The organism is Mycolicibacterium chlorophenolicum (assembly GCF_001044235.1).
In the GTDB taxonomy this organism is placed as follows: Bacteria; Actinomycetota; Actinomycetes; order Mycobacteriales; family Mycobacteriaceae; genus Mycobacterium; species Mycobacterium chlorophenolicum.
The window spans coordinates 72,781-91,579 of record NZ_JYNL01000002.1 but is presented as its reverse complement, the minus strand read 5'-3'; the positions used below and the strand labels follow the sequence as shown (position 1 = coordinate 91,579).

At 62.4% G+C, this 18,799-nt stretch carries 15 protein-coding genes; 12 read left to right on the top strand and 3 right to left on the bottom strand.

Going from position 1 to position 18,799, the window contains the following annotated elements; genetic code table 11:
* On the bottom strand, window positions 1–594 hold a 594-nt coding region (locus tag MCHLDSM_RS01340), incomplete at its 3' end, for an aldehyde dehydrogenase family protein (protein WP_048468513.1).
* Between the two features lie 325 nt (window positions 595–919).
* Between MCHLDSM_RS01340 and lpdA the strand changes: the two genes are divergently transcribed.
* The 10 genes from lpdA (at window position 920) to MCHLDSM_RS34820 (ending at window position 12,711) form a co-directional block, all read left to right on the top strand.
* Entirely contained in the window at window positions 920–2,320 is a 1,401-nt protein-coding gene (lpdA, locus tag MCHLDSM_RS01335) for a dihydrolipoyl dehydrogenase (protein WP_048468512.1), read from the top strand.
* Window positions 2,321–2,361: 41 nt separating this feature from the next.
* Window positions 2,362–2,553 (top strand): hypothetical protein, encoded by a 192-nt coding sequence (locus MCHLDSM_RS37600; protein WP_131722571.1) that lies wholly within the window; start codon window positions 2,362–2,364, stop codon window positions 2,551–2,553.
* A gap of 191 nt (window positions 2,554–2,744) precedes the next feature.
* A complete protein-coding gene (locus MCHLDSM_RS01330; protein ID WP_082168634.1) occupies window positions 2,745–3,929 on the top strand; it encodes a Re/Si-specific NAD(P)(+) transhydrogenase subunit alpha in 1,185 nt (394 codons plus the stop codon).
* 129 nt (window positions 3,930–4,058) lie between these two features.
* The gene (locus MCHLDSM_RS01325; RefSeq protein ID WP_048468511.1) at window positions 4,059–4,391 is read left to right on the top strand and encodes an NAD(P) transhydrogenase subunit alpha part 2; all 333 of its coding nucleotides are present in this window, start codon (window positions 4,059–4,061) and stop codon (window positions 4,389–4,391) included.
* Entirely contained in the window at window positions 4,388–5,812 is a 1,425-nt protein-coding gene (locus MCHLDSM_RS01320; protein ID WP_048468510.1) for an NAD(P)(+) transhydrogenase (Re/Si-specific) subunit beta, read from the top strand. Before MCHLDSM_RS01325 ends, MCHLDSM_RS01320 begins: the two co-directional genes overlap by 4 nt.
* Before the next feature lie 59 nt (window positions 5,813–5,871).
* Window positions 5,872–6,420: a hypothetical protein gene (locus tag MCHLDSM_RS38710; protein ID WP_201780345.1), complete on the top strand. Its 549-nt coding sequence runs from the start codon at window positions 5,872–5,874 to the stop codon at window positions 6,418–6,420.
* Window positions 6,421–7,138: 718 nt separating this feature from the next.
* Window positions 7,139–8,404: a cytochrome P450 gene (locus MCHLDSM_RS01310; RefSeq protein WP_082168633.1), complete on the top strand. Its 1,266-nt coding sequence runs from the start codon at window positions 7,139–7,141 to the stop codon at window positions 8,402–8,404.
* Entirely contained in the window at window positions 8,392–9,486 is a 1,095-nt protein-coding gene (locus MCHLDSM_RS01305; RefSeq protein ID WP_234713810.1) for a 2Fe-2S iron-sulfur cluster-binding protein, read from the top strand. The genes MCHLDSM_RS01310 and MCHLDSM_RS01305 overlap by 13 nt, the downstream gene beginning before the upstream one ends.
* Before the next feature lie 219 nt (window positions 9,487–9,705).
* Complete coding sequence (locus MCHLDSM_RS01300; protein ID WP_048468507.1) at window positions 9,706–11,061, top strand: aminomethyltransferase family protein; 1,356 nt, start codon at window positions 9,706–9,708, stop codon at window positions 11,059–11,061.
* A gap of 633 nt (window positions 11,062–11,694) precedes the next feature.
* Complete coding sequence (locus MCHLDSM_RS34820) at window positions 11,695–12,711, top strand: AraC family transcriptional regulator (RefSeq protein WP_053082804.1); 1,017 nt, start codon at window positions 11,695–11,697, stop codon at window positions 12,709–12,711.
* A gap of 635 nt (window positions 12,712–13,346) precedes the next feature.
* Here MCHLDSM_RS34820 and MCHLDSM_RS01290 read toward each other — a convergent pair.
* Entirely contained in the window at window positions 13,347–14,507 is a 1,161-nt protein-coding gene (locus MCHLDSM_RS01290; RefSeq protein ID WP_048468506.1) for an NAD-dependent formate dehydrogenase, read from the bottom strand.
* A gap of 508 nt (window positions 14,508–15,015) precedes the next feature.
* Between MCHLDSM_RS01290 and MCHLDSM_RS01285 the strand changes: the two genes are divergently transcribed.
* On the top strand, window positions 15,016–15,957 hold the full coding sequence (locus tag MCHLDSM_RS01285) for a LysR family transcriptional regulator (protein ID WP_407661925.1): 942 nt from the start codon (window positions 15,016–15,018) through the stop codon (window positions 15,955–15,957).
* A 181-nt stretch (window positions 15,958–16,138) separates the two neighbouring features.
* Here MCHLDSM_RS01285 and lhgO read toward each other — a convergent pair whose 3' ends face one another.
* On the bottom strand, window positions 16,139–17,326 hold the full coding sequence (gene lhgO, locus MCHLDSM_RS01280; RefSeq protein ID WP_048468505.1) for an L-2-hydroxyglutarate dehydrogenase: 1,188 nt from the start codon (window positions 17,324–17,326) through the stop codon (window positions 16,139–16,141).
* A gap of 348 nt (window positions 17,327–17,674) precedes the next feature.
* Here lhgO and MCHLDSM_RS01275 point away from each other — a divergent pair, with 348 nt between their 5' ends.
* A complete protein-coding gene (locus MCHLDSM_RS01275; RefSeq protein WP_053082803.1) occupies window positions 17,675–18,694 on the top strand; it encodes an MBL fold metallo-hydrolase in 1,020 nt (339 codons plus the stop codon).
* Window positions 18,695–18,799: the final 105 nt, after the last annotated feature.

Below are 18,799 nucleotides of genomic sequence, written 5' to 3'. Positions count from 1 at the left end.
CAGCCGCGCCAGCGCCAGCGCCGTCAGCGGCGTCTCAGATGCCGGCTTGAGTACGACGGTGCATCCTGCCGCCAACGCTGGCCCAATCTTGCGTGTTGCCATCGCGGCGGGAAAATTCCACGGCGTGATCAACAGCGCCACACCAATCGGCTTGTGCACGACCATGATCCGGTTGGACCCCGCTGGCGCGGAACCGATCTCGCCGGTGAGGCGTACTGCTTCCTCTGAGTACCAGCGGAAGAACTCCGCAGCATAGAGCACTTCAGAGCGTGCATCGGCCAGCGCTTTTCCATTTTCCAGCACGATCAACTGGGCCAGCGCCTCGCAGCGGCTGACCATCAAGTCGTAGGCGCGGCGCAAGACATCGCTGCGATGACGGGGACTCTGCGATGCCCACTGGGACATCGCCTGATGCGCAGCATCGACAGCCAAGAGCGCGGTGTCGATGTCACCACCGGCGACCTCGGCGATCGTCTCCTCCGTCGCGGGGTCAAGAACCGCTATGGTGTCGGGTCCTGCCAGCACATCCTCGCCCACGATCGGTCCCAGGGATACCGGCCCCAGATCCCGCTCCAGCTGCTGCAAAGTCGTCATCCAAACATCTCCATTCGCTTCTCAAACGGCTCGTCTATCCCTACAACGGGCCCAACGCTCGGTGCACCGCGATGATCCCCAATTGGATCCTAAACGGCTGGGGATGTCCAAGATCACCTCGCTTATTCTAGCTGGAGGCTTCTAAACTGGCGCCATTTTTGGTTAGGATGGCGTATGGCCGGGTCAGCGATCCACCGAGTCTGGGGGACGACACCAGCAAGGCCCTCGCGCGATTGCGATCTCCTCCCGCACCTCCGCGGGAAAGACCGCGAGCGCCGAGCCGGTATGCGAGCGCATACCTAATCAGTGGTAGGAGAGGAACACCATGGCCGACCACTACGACGTCGCGGTCTTAGGTGCGGGCCCGGGCGGTTACGTCGCAGCGATCCGGGCGGCGCAGCTGGGCAAGCGTGTTGCCATCATCGAGCAGAAGTACTGGGGCGGGGTATGTCTCAACGTGGGATGCATCCCGTCAAAGGCGTTGTTGCGCAACGCGGAGTTGGCGCACATCCTCAGTGCACAGGCGCAACTATTCGGGATCAGCGGCGACCACACGATGGACTACGGCGCCGCGTTCGACCGCAGTCGGTCGGTCGCCGACGGCCGGGTCAAAGGCGTGCATTACCTGATGAAGAAGAACGCCGTCACCGAATACACCGGCACAGGCGTCTTCACCGATGCGCATACTCTCACTGTCTCCGGTGATGGCGCGGTCAGCACCATCACCTTCGAGCATGCCATCATCTCCACCGGCGCGGTCGCCAAACTCCTGCCCGGCACCGAAAAGACCGATCGTGTGCTGACGTTCGAAGAACAGATCACCCGCCGTGAACTACCCGGTTCAGTGCTGATCGTCGGCGCGGGTGCGATCGGCATGGAATTCGCCTACGTGATGCGTAACTTCGGCGTCGAGGTCACCGTCGTGGAGTTCCTCGACCGGGTACTGCCCAACGAAGACGCCGACGTCTCCAAGGAACTCGCCCGCGCCTACAAGAAATTGGGCGTCGTGGTGCACACCTCGACTGCTGTCCAAACCATCGACGACGACGGCGCAAAGGTCACCGTCACGATCGAAGACACCACCAAGAACGAGACCCACACCATCACCGTCGACTCGGTGCTGCAAGCCATCGGGTTCGCGCCCCGCGTGCAGGGCTACGGCCTGGAGAAAACGGGAGTGGAACTCAACAGTGCGGGCGCCATCGCGATCTCGGATGTCATGCGCACCAGCGTCGGCCACATCTACGCCATCGGCGACGTCACCGGCAAACTGCAACTAGCTCACGTCGCCGAGGCTCAAGCACTCGTGGCCGCCGAAACCATCGCAGGCGCACCCACGACACCCATCGACGACTATCGAATGATGCCGCGGGCAACCTTTTGCCAACCACAAGTGGCCAGCTTCGGTCTTACCCAAGAACAAGCCGAAGCCGATGGCCACGACATCAAGGTCGCCAGCTTTCCCTTCACCGCTAACGGAAAAGCCCACGGGCTCGGTGAAACGACGGGCTTCGTGAAACTGATCTGCGAGACCCAACACGGGCTGCTCCTGGGTGCTCACCTGATCGGGCCCGACGCATCGGAATTACTCCCCGAGTTGACCCTGGCCCAGAAATGGGACCTCACTGTCCACGACCTCGCCCGAAACGTCCACACCCACCCGACCCTTTCGGAAGCGGTGCAAGAAGCCATCCATGGCCTCGCCGGACACATGATCAATTTCTGACCGTCGGCCCGTTAACCCACGCACACAACGGAGTTGCACACATGGACATGGATATCGACGACGAACCGCCACGCCGCCCCATCGAGGCCAATCTCGCGCAGGCGCTGGCCTGGGGCGCACCGCTGTGGATCCTCGACAAAGACGGGCCACCACCACAGGAACCACGCGGCGAATCACGCTGCGCGCCAATCCTGGCCCGCATCCGAAGCTGGATTTATCGCCGAAGACGCTGACACCACCATCGGTGTTCACCAAAAGTGAACGCACGCCTACTCAGCCGGTTACGGGCGCAGTGCAGAACTTCCGCACTGAGCGGCCGGGGCCAGTGCCACCGCCACCGTCATTTCGAAAGGACCCTTCCTGTCGTGTGCATCCTCGTTGTGACCGTCGACAGACACACCCGCAAACCCTTGCGGCGCACACGATGACAACAAGCAACAATGGCGCCGCGCCCTTCGCGGCGGCCACCACCACGCAGACCACCGCCGGTGCGATTACCACCGTGGGCGTGGCCACCGAGTCAGCCAACGGGGAGCGGCGGGTGGCGCTAGTGCCCAAAGCGGTTGCCTCGCTCGTGGATAGCGGACTGGCAGTAGTTGTGGAGTCCGGCGCCGGGAATGCGGCTCTGCTGCCCGATGACCTCTATACCGACGCCGGTGCGACTATCGGTGACGCCTGGTCAGCCGATGTCATCGTCAAGGTCGCGCCGCCGACCGCCCAAGAGGTCGGCAAGCTCAACAGCGGCCAAACCCTCATCGGCTTTCTGGCACCGCGCAACGCCAACAACCAAATCGAGGCCCTCAAGGTGGCCGGGGTGCAGGCGTTCGCAGTGGAGGCGATCCCGCGGATCTCGCGCGCCCAGGTGATGGACGCGCTGTCGTCACAGGCCAACGTCGCCGGGTACAAGGCGGTGCTGCTGGCAGCCACGGAATCCACGCGGTTCTTCCCGATGCTCACCACCGCGGCCGGCACGGTCAAACCGGCCACCGTGTTGGTACTCGGCGTAGGTGTCGCCGGTCTGCAGGCGTTGGCCACGGCCAAGCGACTGGGCGGGCGCACCACCGGATACGACGTGCGACCCGAAGTGGCCGATCAGGTCCGGTCCGTCGGGGCGCAGTGGCTGGATCTGGGCATTGAGGCCGCCGGCGACGGCGGCTACGCACGCGAGCTGACCGACGCGGAAAAGGCCGAGCAGCAGAAGAAGCTTGAGGCTGCCATTACAGGATTCGACGTCGTCATCACCACCGCTCTCGTGCCGGGGCGACCCGCACCGCGGTTGGTGACCGCCGCCGCGGTCGAAGGTATGAAGCCCGGCAGCGTAGTGGTCGACCTCGCCGGTGAGACCGGCGGCAACTGTGAGCTGACCGAACCCGGACAAACCATCGTCAAGCACGGTGTGACGATCGCCGCACCGCTGAACCTGCCGGCCACCATGCCCGAACACGCCAGCGAGCTGTACTCGAAGAACATCTCCGTGCTGCTGGAGCTACTCATCAAAGACGGGGTGCTCACACCGGATTTCGACGACGAAGTGATCGCCACGTCCTGTGTCACACGCGAGACGACACCGTCAGGCAAACCGGCGAACCCAAAGGCGGTGAACGAGTGATGGTCAGCCGGATAGCCACATCAACGCTGAAATTCCTAGCTGTCATCGTGGACACAGCGCTGAATTTGGCGATACCGCCCGAGTATCCCATGCACCGGGTAGCGGCTCCTGAAGAGAGTTGGTCACAGAATGTATGACCCGTTACTGGCCAACCTGGCCATCCTGGTGCTGTCCGGGTTCGTCGGGTTCGCCGTCATCTCCAAAGTGCCCAACACCTTGCACACCCCACTGATGTCAGGTACCAACGCCATTCACGGCATCGTGCTCATCGGCGCGCTGGTAGTCCTCGGCCGCGTCGAGCACCCGTCGCTGGCCATCCAGATCATCCTGTTCGCGGCGGTGGTATTCGGCACGCTCAACGTCGTCGGCGGGTTCGTGGTCACCGACCGCATGCTCGGCATGTTCAAACCCAAGAAGCCGGCCAAAGCCGCAGCTGTTGAGTCGAATGGGCAAGTGCGATGAGCTATTTGGTCGTCCTGCTCTACCTGGCGTCCTTCGCGCTGTTCATCTACGGCCTCATGGGGTTGACTGGGCCCAAGACCGCAGTCCGCGGCAACTGGATCGCCGGCGCCGGTATGGCGATCGCGATCATCGCGACGTTGATTGCGATCCGTCACACCGAGAACTGGGGTTTGATCATCGCGGCCCTGCTCGTTGGTGTCGCCTTGGGTGTGCCGCCCGCGCGGCTGACGAAAATGACCGCGATGCCGCAGCTGGTGGCGTTTTACAACGGCGTCGGCGGCGGCACGGTCGCCCTCATCGCGCTTTCGGAATTCATTGACACCGACGGCTTTTCAGAATTCAAGCACGGCGAGTCGCCGACAGTGCACATCGTCGTCGCCTCACTGTTCGCCGCGATCATCGGATCGATCTCGTTCTGGGGGTCGATCATCGCCTTCGGCAAGCTGCAGGAAATCCTACCCGGCAAGCCGATCGGTGTCGGCAAGCTGCAACAGCCGCTGAACCTCCTATTGCTGCTGGCCGCGACCACGGCCGCCGTGGTGATCGGCCTCGGCGCTCATCCCGGCGGCGGCACGTCGCTATGGTGGATGATCGGACTACTAGCCGCCGCGGCAGTGCTTGGCCTGATGTTGGTGGCACCGATCGGTGGCGCTGACATGCCGGTAGTCATCTCACTGCTCAACGCGATGACTGGACTATCCGCGGCTGCAGCGGGTTTAGCGCTGAACAACACCGCGATGATCGTGGCGGGCATGATCGTCGGCGCGTCGGGTTCGATCCTGACCAACCTGATGGCCAAGGCGATGAACCGCTCCATCCCGGCGATCGTGGCAGGTGGATTCGGCGGCGGCGGCGTAGAGGTTGGTGGTGGCGACGACGGCGGAGACAAGGTGGTCAAATCCACCTCGGCGGCCGACGCCGCAATCCAAATGGCCTATGCCAACCAGGTCATCGTCGTACCCGGCTACGGACTGGCCGTCGCCCAAGCCCAACACGCCGTCAAGGACCTAGCGAATCTGCTTGAGGACAAGGGTGTTCCGGTGAAGTACGCGATCCATCCGGTGGCCGGCCGGATGCCCGGGCATATGAACGTGTTGCTGGCCGAGGCCGAAGTCGACTACGACGCCATGAAGGACATGGACGACATCAACGACGAATTCGGCCGTACCGACGTCACGGTCGTCATCGGCGCCAACGACGTTACCAACCCGGCGGCGCGCAACGACCCGGGCTCACCCATCCATGGGATGCCGATCCTCAACGTCGACCAGTCCAAGTCGGTGATCGTGCTCAAGCGGTCGATGAACTCAGGCTTCGCCGGCATCGACAACCCGCTGTTCTACGCCGACGGCACCACCATGCTCTTCGGCGACGCCAAGAAGTCGGTCACCGAAGTCGCTGAAGAACTCAAAGCGCTCTAGAAAGTGCTACAGGATCGTAATGTCTGCGACCGCCGCAAATGCGTCCTTTAAGGTGGTGGGTGGTGTTCGCCGTATCACCACGACGCGCCGAGCTGAATCAACCCATGCCCGGCGACGATCTGGTCGCAATCCCGGATGTCGTGATGGACCGCGCATTCACGCTCGACGCGCCACCGAGTCGAGTGTGGCCGTGGTTCGCGCAACTGGGGCGGCACCGCGCTGGCTGGTACATGCCACGCTGGATCGAGGCGATCATCCCGCCACGCAAGAGGGCGCTGCGACACATCGACCCGAGCCTTCAGCATCTGGCGATTGGCGACGTCATCCCGGACTGGGGCGGGCGCAACGCCACCTTCGAGATCGTCGTGCACCACCCCCCGCACATCCTGGTGCATCGTTCGAGACGGGGTCGGCTGCTCATCAGCTGGGCAATCACGCTGACCGACGACACCGCTGAACGCACCCGTGTGCATCTCCGCTTCCGCGTCAGCGGAACCCGTCACCGCCGGCTCATGCGCTACGGCGGCGAAGCCATCGACCTGCTCACCGTGGCACTGCTGGCGGCGGGCCTGCGGGAACGGGTAACTCCGAGCACCCAGTCCACGTGAGCGCGGTCGGTACTGCAGTCTCAGCGTGCCGGAAGCGCGCTAGGAAGGGGTAGCCGCTCGCGACAACACCTGCTCGGCGGCGCGTGTGGCCCGTTTGATGACGGCTGGGTCGCGGCCTGAGGCGCCTGCGGCGAGTGCCCGCGAAACGCGGGGTCGGCGAAGGTGTGCGTGAGCACGCCACTCAGCGCGGCGATCGGGCGCGATCCCCGTGCGTTTTTGTGGTCTACGGCAGTGCGTAACCCGGCAATCGCTAGTTCGTCGCGAGCCTGCAGTGCTGGCCACAAGCTCGTCTTTGGACCGAAAGTGTTGATAGAGGGTGCGTTACCGATGTGTATCCCGCCGTCGGTTGCTGAATGACCAACGCAGTGAAGGAGGATCTGTGCCAGTCGTGCGGCACCGGCACCACCGAGTCAATCGTGCGCCAACTGGATAGGCATGTGTTCGCATTTTGTACAGGTATTCGAGTTTCGAACGTGTTCGCGTATCGTCCGCACTGTGACGGCCGGCACACACCCAGATGGATCGGCGCTGAAACAACGCAGCGGCGCCCCGAACAGCAGCTAACCGAGAGTCCTTGTGTGGTAATCGGATTAGGAGAACTGGTTTAGCTGTGCAGTGAATTGCTATGCCGCCGACCACATTCGGCGCGGCATCTACTTGAATGAATTCTTGCCGGTCGGTCTAAACGCGCAGCGAACGGAAAGGTCGGGGAGGAAATATGACTTCGACATCACCGAATGTAACCGCGACTGCTGAATGGGCGAAGAGAAATCAGCCGGACTGGATCAATGAAATCGTCCTGAGCGACCTCGAGCAGGACCCTAATCCGATTTTCGACAGGCTACGACGGGAAGCACCGCTAGCTTACATTCCCGGCATCGGGACCTGGGTGGCCTCAACGCGGCCAATCTGCGCGCAGATCGCCACCGACACAGCGAATTTCGGCGGCGGCATGGCTCCCACCATTGAACGTACATTCGACGGGAAGCCAATTCTCGGGATGGACGGAGACGACCACCGCGACCTTCGCAACATGGTCGATCCCCAACTCGCGCCGCAGGCTGTCGACTCCTATGTCGATGATCTCGTACGACCGATCGCCCGAAAGTATGTGGCCGAGTTCGAGGACCGTGGCCACGCCGATCTGGTTGAGGAATACTTTGAGCCCGTCAGCGTGCGCACACTGGGGGACCTGCTGGGGTTCAACGAGGTCGATTCAGACACACTGCGCCGGTGGTTCAAGTTTCTGAGCTGCGGCATCGCAAACGGAGCCCTAGATAAGAACGGCGACTTCCTTCACCCAGAGGGATTCGACGACGCCGACGAGGCCAAGCGTGAGATCCGCGCGATCGTCGACCCGATGATGGCACGGCTGAAAGACGAACCCGACGACACCGGAATCTCCCACTGGATGCACGACGGCATGCCTGAAGGACAGATCCACCCTCCCGATCGCATCTACCCAACCCTGTTCACCGTCATCCTCGGCGGTATGCAGGAGCCCGGACACGCATGTTCGGCAGCGGTGTACGGGTTGCTGCAACACCCAGATCAGTTCGACGAGGTCCTCGAGAAGCCTCATCTGATCCCTCGCGCGATCAACGAAGGTCTGCGCTGGATCGCACCAATCTGGAATACCGCCTCCAGGATTGCTCACCGGGACACGGAGATCGGCGACGTCGTCGTGCGGGCCGGCGACGTCGTGATGTTGTCCTACGGGTCTGCCAATCGAGATATCGGAACATGGGAAACAGCCCCCAACGACTTCGACCTACATCGGCCCGTCGTTCCACACTTGGCTTTCGGCGCGGGAGCCCATGTCTGCGCTGGCGCATACCAGGCCCAACACACCTCACGCATCGCATTAGAGGAGTTGTTCGACTCCATACCCAATCTGGAGCTCGACGATTCAGCTGGGGCGGTGGATATCTGGGGTTGGGACATCAGCGGGTTAACCAAACTCAATGTGCGATGGGAAGTTTGATCGATGGGCCTTCGCCTATCGAGGGCGCCAACAGCTATAGCGACGCGATGAACCCTGAACACACGGTCACCATCAAGGATTCGGCCAACTCGGTGGTGTGCCGCCAAGACCAGACCATCCTTGACGCCTACCTGCGCGCTGGCGCCTGGATGCCCCATTCGTGCACCCAGGGGACGTGCGGCACGTGCACGATCATCATCGACAGCGGCGAGGTCCATCAGGAATATAACGATCAACACGCCTTGCTTCCTGAGGAAATGGCGGACGGCCGAGTCCTGGCCTGCCAGGCGCAGCCACGATCAGACGTCACGTTCATCCCTGGAGGACCCCGCCAGCCCGAAAAGACCTTCACTTCGTATCCGCTGAAGGATCTCAGCGCCGAAGTTGTGGAAGTGACCGACATCGCCCACGACACTCGCCGGCTGGTTGTTCGCACGAGTGAACCAATGCATTTCAACGCCGGACAATATGTCCGCCTGCATGTTCCGGGAAGCGGCGCTACCCGCGACTACTCTCTGGCCAACCCTCCCAGCCAAACCGAGCTACTCGAATTCCACATCCGCCGAATGCCTCACGGAGTCGCGAGCGACGGCTGGATATTCGGCGAGCTCAAGCCGAGCGACACCCTGGATCTGACCGGACCACTGGGCGATTTCCACTACCGCGGTCCCAGCGTGAACCCGATCCTGCTAATCGCCGGGGGCACGGGCCTGGCGCCGTTGAAATCGATCGTCGTGCACGCACTGGAATCAGGCGGGACCTCGCGCATGCATCTATACCACGGCGTGCGGCTGCAACGAGACCTCTACGACGACGCTTTCTTCGGCGAGCTCGCCGCAAACCAACCCTCGCTGTTCAGCTACACCCCATGCATCAGTGACCAACCAGGTTCCCAAAACGACGGTCTGGTCACTGACGTCGTGGCGCGCGACTACGCCACCTGTAAGGGTTTTCAGGCCTACGTATGCGGGCCACCGGCGATGATCAACGCAGCGGTCACGATGCTGCGCCGCAAACGTATGGCACCCCGATTCGTCTACCGCGAGGAATTCACCCCCCCGCCAACGACATCCGCGCGATAGCCCGCTCGACCAACACCGGTGCTACCACCGCACCGACACGAAAGGACCGTCTTCGTGAGATATGTCTACGCGCGACGAGAGCAGAACGACACGAACCCTCAGTCGCGATCGCCGTCGTTATAGACCCATCACCAACGGCCATGACTGCCTCGCCTACGACGTCGACCAATAGCACACGTCGACAACGACACTCAGTCCTCAACAAAGAAAGGTCTAGCAATGACAGTGCCGTCCCTCGAAGAGAAGTTCGCCGCCGCCGGTGATCCCGCCACAGTGGTGCGCGAAGCCCCCGCTTTGAAGTTCGTGTTCCCCATGGCGACGGAATGGACCAACTGGCAAGACGAGCAGCGCGCCTGGGCTCAGACCGCGGTGCTGTTCGACCAGTCCTTCCACATGGACGACGTGTACTTCAAAGGTCCTGACGTCAAGCGATTATTCAACGACGTCGGGGTCGGCAATTTCGATGCCTTCGGCCGCAATCAGGCCAAGCAGTTCCTGGCCTGCAACTACGACGGGTACGTCATCGCCGACGCCATCGTCTTTGGCATGGAGGACGATACGTACAGCATCGTGGGTACACCGGTGGCGCCCAACTGGGTGGAATACCACGCTGAGACCGGCAACTACGACGTCGAAGTCACCCGCGACAACCACAACATCCCCGGCGTGCACCGTCCGCGGCTGTCGTTTCGCTACCAGCTCAACGGCCCGGCCACCCGCGACATCGTCGAGAAGGCCAGCGGCCAGCCGTTGGAGCCCATCAAGTTCTTCAAGATCGGTGAATTCGACATCGCAGGTCACAGCGTGCGGGCCCTCAACCACACCATGTCCGGCGTGCCCGGTAGAGAGATGACGGGTTTGGAGATCTACGGCCCAGCCGAGGCCGGTCCCGATGTGCTTGCCGCACTGCTAGGGGCCGGGGCGGAATTCGGTCTGCGTCGCGGTGGTTCGTTGTCCTATCTGAGCGCCTTGTATGAAGGTGGCTGGCTTCCCTCGCCGCTGCCAGCCATCTACACCGGCGACAAGATGAAGCCCTATCGTGAGTGGCTCTCCACACAGACGATGGAGGCCAACGCCTCGGTTGGCGGCAGCTTTCGCGCCGAACACATCCAGGATTACTACTTCACTCCCTGGGACATCGGCTACGGCATGCTGCTGAAGTTCGATCATGACTTCATCGGCCGCGGTGCTCTGGAAGCGATGAAAGACAAGGCTCATCGAAGGAAGGTGTGGCTGCGCTGGAACGAAAACGACGTCGCCCGGGTGATTGGCAGCCGCATCACCGACGGTGACAGTGGTGCCCACTCCATGAACCTTCCCAACGCGACCTACCACCATTTCGAGTACGACCAGGTGCTGCAGGACAACCAGATGGTCGGTATCTCCACCTACGCCGGATACACCGTCAACCTGGGTTCGGTGGTGTCGCTGGCGAGCCTCAACCAAGACCAGGCAGTCGACGGAGCCGCGGTCGAAGTGCTGTGGGGCGAGCCGGAAGGAGCCAATCGCCCGCATGGCGAAGTCCATATCCAGACCGCAATCCGGGCGACGGTGCACACGAAGGCACTGGTGTAACCGACGCCGCGGAACAGCCCCCGCCATCCGAGGCTGATCACCGGGGCCGATCGTCAAGACCGGAAAGACCGGCCGGATCACCCCTGCCCGAGGTGTTGGCTCACTCGGATCGAGGCGTGTGCCTAGCCGGGCTGGCCGGCCAACCGGGTTGACCCGGCGCGACGAGGTCAACGACCAGTGCTCCGCCCCGCATGAACCTCGCCGCAACCACCCACCGGTTGGGTCCGTGCTGGGCGTCGTCGACCGCGCTCGCCGCCGCGCACAGAAACAAGATCCATCACGAGGAAGGTTATTGCGAACGTTATCGTCTCTCGCCAGCGTAGAGCGGCGACGATGTCGTGGCGCGCCCTGCTGCTTGAGGTGACCTCGGTGTTCTGATCCTGACGGCTACGGTTCCACTCCGCGTGGCGCGGATGCCCGTAGAGCACCTGGCCGGCGGTTTCGGGCCGGTTAACGATCGCTGTGTCACAGTTCACACCACTCGGACATCAACCTCGCTGTTGATCACCGGAAGGGCGCCGTGCTATGTCGACAACACAAAACCGCCGCCCTGGCCGTGGCCTTCCGTCGAGCGATGTCGCACTTCAACACAGGGGTCGCGGCAATCACGGCCTGAACGCCGCAGAATCCGACATGGCGAGCGCGATCGATGATGACCGCGAGGTGACATTGCCGCGCGGATACGAGCGCTACCGCACCGCTGACCCTATAGCGGCGCAGGTGGCGGCCACCAATTTCCTGTCAGCGCACCGGCTCACCGTGCGCGGCGAGCCGCGCCGTTTCGCTGCGGTCGGCAGCATCGCGGAGGCCGGTCCTGTGTCGATGTGTGTGATGAGTTACGGCGAAGAGGTCGCTGTGGACCGACCAATCCAAGACGATCCGTACGTTGCGGTGCTGATCCCGATCTGCGGGAGATTCCTCGTCCGTCTGAAAAACACTGAATTTGTGATGACCCCGCAAGACAGCATCGCCGCGATTTGCCCACGCGACCGCCTCCATCTGCGTTGGGGCAAGGGTAGTCGTGTGCTGGCGTTACGCGCTGACACAACGGCCCTACAAGCAGCGCTGAAGGACTTGTCACCGCACGCGGGGGACTCGCCATTGCAGCTCGACTCTGCATGCCTCGCGGGCTCACAACGAAAAGCCCTAATCGGGATCGCCGCCACACTGACACATGTATTCAACAGCTACCGGCCCGATCAGCGAATCCCGCGACCGATCATCCGTCGGCTCAGCGACCACGCCTTGTCGACCATGCTCTTAACGATCAGCCACAATCACCACTCGGAGATGTTCGATCCCCGTCAGGTGACTGCGAGCCGTACCGTGCGGGCGGTGATCGATCTCGTCGACAGCGAACGCGAGGCGCAATTCACCGTGAGCGAATTCGCCTCCAGACTGGGCGTCTCGATCCGCGCCATCGAATCAGCATTCCGGCGGGAACTGGGCACCACACCGACCGCCTATCTCACGAGGACGCGGTTGGAGCGTGCACGTGAAGAACTGCGCCGAGGCGATCCGCGAGACGGAATCACCGTCACCGATGTCGCCACAAAATGGGGATTCACCCATGTCGGCAGATTCGCCAAGCGCTACCGCCAGGCATTCGGGGTCACGCCGTCGGCGCAACTGCGAAACCAAACGCGTTGAGTCCGTGTCCTGGTCGACACCAACGATCGCCAACGGCGTGCACAAGAACGGCGTCCCGTTCCGCCGAGCTCGCAAGGCCGGCCGACCGAACGTCGCCAAGATAGCCAAGTCGCTGCCGCGCAGACGAAATGGGGTCTGCCTTTCACATCGTTAAGCGAATTGCCTTGTGTTGGACCTGTATTAGTGGGATGACCGACCACTGGACTCTCGAGTCGTGGATTGGCCGCAGTGTGCTGTTGGTGAAGATGTGAGAGCCCTTGTACCTTCGCGCTGACCAGGGATCCGACGATCGCGATCGGGTTCAGCTGACGTTCAAGCCGGGATGGCGCACAGTGGATGTCGGTAGTCCCCACTGCTGGTACATGACCAGCATTGACGATCCGCGTCGGAAATAGAGTGCGGGACAGCATCGTCAACGACAGGTTTTCAGGTACCGCGTCGTCTCCCGATGCGCTCGGCGCCCGCTGTAGACGGAACATCAACTGTGGCCGACAAGCCGTTCTCGACGAGGTCGGGCAGCGCCTGGGCGTTCAGCCGAGAAGGAACCTCACCGTCGCCACCCGTGCGGACATCTCTCAACTGCGGGCAGGGTCGCGCCGCACTGACTCGACGTGCCGAGGGGGAGTGGCAGGATGTCAGGCGCCCGCCGTGTAGGAACGCGCACCTGTGCCGGCCAGTACTCCGCCCGCGACGATGAGATACTCGTCGCGAATCCGATTGCCGGCGAAGTAGCTCTCCAAGATCTCCCGCGTACCATCGGCGTACCGGGTCTGGGCTGACAGTGTCGACCCAGAGATGTGTGGTGTCATCCCCTGGTTGGGCATGCTGCGCCACGGATGGTCAGCAGGAGCCGGTTGCGGATACCAGACGTCGCCGGCATATCCAGCGAGCTGGCCGCTTTCGAGCGCCCGGACTACGGCGTCACGGTCCACGATGAGTGCACGAGCAGTGTTGATCAGATAGGCCCCACGCTTCATCGATGAGATCAGTTCGTCGTTGAACAGACCGCGTGTTTCAGGATGTAATGGTGCGTTGATCGTCGCGACGTCGAGGTGAGGGACCATCTCCTGCACCGAGGCGTGGTAAGTCAGATTCAGTTCGGCCTCCACGTCAGCCGGCAGCCGGCGCTTGTCGTAGTAATGCAGTCCGACATCAAATGGCGCTAGCCGGCGCATCACTGCCAGACCGATTCTGCCCGCGGCGATCGTACCGACCTGCATGCCTTCCAGATCGTAGGAACGCTGCACGCAGTCGGCGATGTTCCACCCGCCGTCGAGCACCCATTGGTGGGACGGCAGGTAATTGCGCACCTGCGACAGAATCATCATCACCACATGTTCGGCGACGCTGATGCTGTTGCTGAAGGTCACCTCGGCCACAGTAATCCCGGCCTTGATCGCGGCATCGAGATCAACGTGGTCCGAGCCGATACCGGCGGTGATCGCAAGCTTCAGTTTGGGAGCCCGGGCAATCCGCTCGGCAGTGAGATAGGCCGGCCAGAAGGGTTGGGAGATCACGATTTCGGCGTCAGGCAGGTGCTGATCGAACACCGAGTTCTCGCCGTCCTTGTCGGAGGTGACGACTAACTCGTGACCGAGGTCTTCCAGATACCTACGTAAACCAAGTTCGCCGGACACGCTACCCAGCAACTCACCGGGTGTGAAGTCAACTGCCGAAGGCGTGGGCAGAGTTTGCCCATCGGGGTAACGCTCCAAACCGGGCAATCCCTCACGGGCGTAGCTGGTGGGGTAGCCATCGACCGGATCGGGATACAGTACACAGACAATCTTGGCCATGGGTCCTCTGAATTCCCTTCGTGCTCTGTTGTTTACGACGCACCGTCGCCATCATGTCGCCGAACCAGACCACGCCGACGGTAGGACACCGGAAGTGCCGGCAGGTCACACCACCAGGTCCACCCGAGCACACTGAGGACAATGCGCCAGGATGGTGCGTCTCCATCAGACTCGGGTGTCGCGGCACTGCTTGCGCCTACGCGCCAGACGCCCGATCGCAGTGCCGCGACCATCTGGTCGAGACCTCGCACGGTGCAGATCGGCAATGGTGTCTTTCCCTAACACTTTGAGCAGCCACGCATTCCGGACTCGGTGCGGTTCAGGCGTGCATTACGATGAAGCTCTTGACGTGATCCTCAGTGGCGCGTGCCGACGATCGACGTGATGACCGTAACGCTGCCCAGCATCGACCCACAAGCGGTTGCTGTTTGGTATTCCCCATGCTCTGATAGTTCGAAACTATCGATCCTGGGATTGGGCAGGCCTGGTCGTGCACAGCGAAATTCTCATGCAGCAGCTGGAGTACTTGACTGCGCTAGCCCGTGAACGGCATTTCGGGCGCGCCGCGACCGCATGTAATGTCAGTCAGCCAACCCTGTCGGTAGCGATCCGGCGACTCGAACGCGAACTGGGTGTTGTAATCGTGCTACGCGGTCGCCGGTTCGAGGGATTCACCGATGAAGGCAGCCGCGTCATCACCTGGGCCCACCGCATTCTCGCCGAACGCGACGAACTCCTCGCCGACGTGGAACGCATGCGCGGCGGCCTGAGCGCAACAGCACGGGTAGGCGCTATCCCCACCTCCGTGCCCGCCACCCCGTTGTTAAGCGCCCGATTTCTACGCGACAACCCGGCCGCCACGGTCCGTATCGACGCAACGTCATCACGTGAAATCGCCCGGCGGCTAGCTGATTTCGAGATCGACGCCGGATTGACCTACCTCGACGACGAAACCCCTCCCGGGTGCCGACGGGTCGAACTCTATCGTGAACGCTACGTCCTTCTGGCGCCAGCGGCTCACCCACTGATGCAGCTGGGCGAGATCAGGTGGTCAGACGCTGCCAAGATGGCACTATGCGCACTGGTACCCACCATGCGCAACCGCCGAATCATCGACGCGAACATGGCTGCCGACGGAGCGCGCTTTCTTCCCATCGTCGAGTCCGACAACGTCGGCGCGCTTTTTGCCCATCTCACCGACACCGGATTGGCCACAGTAGCTTGCCATACCTGGCTGCACGCGTTCGGTGTTCCCCCAGGAATGGCAGCTCGACCCATGCAGCAGAACGGCCCGGGTCCCACAGTCGGCCTGATCGTCCTGGATCGTGAACCGAATTCTATTGTGGCCGAGGCGCTCGTCGCCGCGGCCAAAGCCACGGGTTTCACCGCCATCCTGCAAACCGCGCTCGACCGGTGGACTTCAAACGATCCGCACAGCCCTGCCCTGTGAGGCCACAGCGCAGTCGGGATTGACGCACCGCGACGCGGCAGAAATCCGGCAGAAAACAACACGGTCACAAACCGGGGCCGCCGTCGGCCACAGCGTCGGAACAGCATCCAAATGCCGGACAACGTCCGACACGATCGATGACAGCCCTTTCCCCGGACCGCTCAAACAATGTCGATAGTGGCTACGAGCGCGCATCTACCACGTCGGCGACCGAGCGGGCGATCTCCAAGGATGCGGTGGCAGCGGGGGAGGGGGCATTGAGAACGTGGGTCTGACGAGGCCCGTGTTCGAAGTGGAAGTCCTCGACCAAGCGACCGTCACGGTAGAGCGCCTGAGCGCGCACTCCGGCGCGGGACGGCTCAATCGCGTCGCCGTCGATCGCGGGCACCAACTCCTGCAGACTGGCCACAAACCTGCGACGGGATAGCGATCGGGCGACTTCGTCGATACCTGTTCGCCAGTATCGTGCGCACAGCCTCCACAAACCGGGCCAGCGTAGGTAGTCGAGAACATCACGCGGTTGGATGCGTGTCCAGGTGTAGCCTTCGCGCGCCAGCGCCAGCACGGCGTTGGGTCCGGCATGGACACCGCCGCCGATCATCTTGGTCAAATGCACACCGAGGAACGGCAGCCCTGGATCGGGTACCGGATAAATCAGGCCTTTCACGAGGTGGCGTTGCGCTGCGGTGAGTTCGAAGTACTCACCGCGAAACGGCACGATCCGCACTGCGGGCCGCATCCCCGCCAAGCGGGCCAGCCGATCAGCATGAAGCCCGGCGCAATTGACCAGATAGTCGGCGCGGAACCTGTCGTGGGTCGTCCTGACGGTGATGTTGCGATCATCCGAGCCGATCGCGGTCACCTGCTCCCCTAATCTGACTTCCCCGCCCTGCTCGGTGACCATGTCGGCCAGCCGTTGGCTCACACCGCGAAAGTCCACGATTCCGGTGCTCTCCACCCGCAATGCGGCCACACACGAGACATTCGGTTCATAGTCTCGCGCCTCGGCCGGGCCGATCTCTCGCACCGGCACGCCATTGTCCTGGCCCCGCTGCAGCAGGCGCCTCAGCGCTGCTACTTGACCATCGTTGGTCGCCACCACCAACTTGCCGCAAATGTCTACCGCAACATCGTGTTGTCGGGCGAAGTCACGCATCGACTGTGCGCCCGCTGTAGCCATCGCCGCTTTATGGCTGCCCGGTGCGTAGTAGAGGCCGGAGTGAATTACTCCAGAATTGCGGCCGGTCTGATGTTGGGCAACCCGGCGCTCCTTGTCTACTACGACCACCTGATGGCCGCGGCTCTGCAGCTCGTGGGCCACCGCCAAGCCCACGATCCCGGCTCCGACGACGACGACGTTGCGTCTCATTGCCTATCATCTCCTGCCATCCAGCGCTCACCGTCAACACATGGCCGGCGCGGTTCCTTCGCCGGCGCACCAAGCGGTTCGGTCATCGGGAAACCGTACTTCGCGCTTGCGTGAGCAAACAAGTACCGTAACCGGCCCCGGGTGAGGGCCGGCTGCATCGACTCCGCCGTGACGGGAACAGCATCAGTGCGGCTTATCAGTCGGCGGCGAAACTCGTGCCGTCGGTGACGTGCGCTATTTGGACGTCCCGCGCATTCGCTTGCTTGCGCGAGCAAGTTACGGCTATCGTCTGGTTTCTGCGATCTGCGTATCGTCCGTTTTCAATGTCGAACTAGGTCAGGAGCCGATATGGCACAACATCAGCCCAGCGCCGCGATCGAAGTACCGGCGGTACCGGCGGCGGCCATCGGACCCAAGGTCCCGTCGTGTGGCTACCTCGTCGAGGAGGTCAAGGGCGGGGTCTACTGGATAACCGACGGCGGCTATCAGAGCGCGTTCGTGGTCTGTGACAACGAGGTCATCGCCATCGATGCGCCGCCAACACTGGGACCACTGGTCACCCGGGCCATTCGCGACGTCACCGACAAGCCCATCACCCATGTCGTCTATTCGCACTATCACGGTGACCACATCGGCACGACGAACCAGTTCCCTGACGACGCCATCCGGATCGGACAGCAGGAAACCTATGCGCTGCTCCACGAGGTGGGTGATCCCGCCCGTCGGCCGCCTGATGTCACGTTCAAGGATGCGCACCGGCTCGAGGTCGGTGGTCAGGTGCTCGAGCTGGTCTACAAGGGGAACAACCACGCACCCGGAAACAGCTTCATCCACCTGCCTCAGCACAAGGTGCTGATGCTGGTCGACGTCATCTATCCGGGATGGGTTCCGTTCGCCAATATCGCGATGTCCAAACATATTCCGGGGTTCATGGCACATCACGATCACACGCTGGAATTCGATTTCGAGACGATGATCACCGGCCACCTGAACCGGCTGGGTACACGCGAGGATGTGCTCACCCAGCGCGAATACATGCACGACATCCGCGACGCCGCTCAACACGCGTTGGAACTTACGGAAGTCAAACGGGAGTACTCACGCCAGCTGGTTGGTCAGGAGAACATCTACGTGTACTTCAAGACCATGTACGACGCAGCCAGCGCCGAAGCCGCCCAACCGGTGATCGAGAAGTGGCGGGGGCGGCTAGGGGGCGTGGAAACCTTCGCCGTAAACCACACCTTCATCATGTATCAAAGCCTGCGACTGGACGACAACGTCGAGCCTTTCGTCGTCTTCTTCCCACCGACCGACGGCTCAGCCGCCGGGGCGCACTCCCACGAGTGCACCCACGACGACGCCCATTAGGGGGCATCCCGCCCTCAAGCGCGGAGCCGCGGCGTAATTCCCCCCCGGGGTCGCTATCCTCGCGTGCGTCGCGCCGCCCTAGTCCGAACCCGCTTGTATCGAGCA

Bases quoted from the DNA above. Each gene is read 5' to 3' on its own strand.
- lpdA (WP_048468512.1), top strand. From the start codon at position 920: ATGGCCGACCACTACGACGTCGCGGTCTTAGGTGCGGGCCCGGGCGGT.
- MCHLDSM_RS37600 (WP_131722571.1), top strand. From the start codon at position 2,362: ATGGACATGGATATCGACGACGAACCGCCACGCCGCCCCATCGAGGCC.
- MCHLDSM_RS01330 (WP_082168634.1), top strand. From the start codon at position 2,745: ATGACAACAAGCAACAATGGCGCCGCGCCCTTCGCGGCGGCCACCACC.
- MCHLDSM_RS01325 (WP_048468511.1), top strand. From the start codon at position 4,059: ATGTATGACCCGTTACTGGCCAACCTGGCCATCCTGGTGCTGTCCGGG.
- MCHLDSM_RS01320 (WP_048468510.1), top strand. From the start codon at position 4,388: ATGAGCTATTTGGTCGTCCTGCTCTACCTGGCGTCCTTCGCGCTGTTC.
- MCHLDSM_RS01310 (WP_082168633.1), top strand. From the start codon at position 7,139: ATGACTTCGACATCACCGAATGTAACCGCGACTGCTGAATGGGCGAAG.
- MCHLDSM_RS01305 (WP_234713810.1), top strand. From the start codon at position 8,392: ATGGGAAGTTTGATCGATGGGCCTTCGCCTATCGAGGGCGCCAACAGC.
- MCHLDSM_RS01300 (WP_048468507.1), top strand. From the start codon at position 9,706: ATGACAGTGCCGTCCCTCGAAGAGAAGTTCGCCGCCGCCGGTGATCCC.
- MCHLDSM_RS34820 (WP_053082804.1), top strand. From the start codon at position 11,695: ATGGCGAGCGCGATCGATGATGACCGCGAGGTGACATTGCCGCGCGGA.
- MCHLDSM_RS01290 (WP_048468506.1), bottom strand. From the start codon at position 14,507: ATGGCCAAGATTGTCTGTGTACTGTATCCCGATCCGGTCGATGGCTAC.
- MCHLDSM_RS01285 (WP_407661925.1), top strand. From the start codon at position 15,016: ATGCAGCAGCTGGAGTACTTGACTGCGCTAGCCCGTGAACGGCATTTC.
- lhgO (WP_048468505.1), bottom strand. From the start codon at position 17,326: ATGAGACGCAACGTCGTCGTCGTCGGAGCCGGGATCGTGGGCTTGGCG.
- MCHLDSM_RS01275 (WP_053082803.1), top strand. From the start codon at position 17,675: ATGGCACAACATCAGCCCAGCGCCGCGATCGAAGTACCGGCGGTACCG.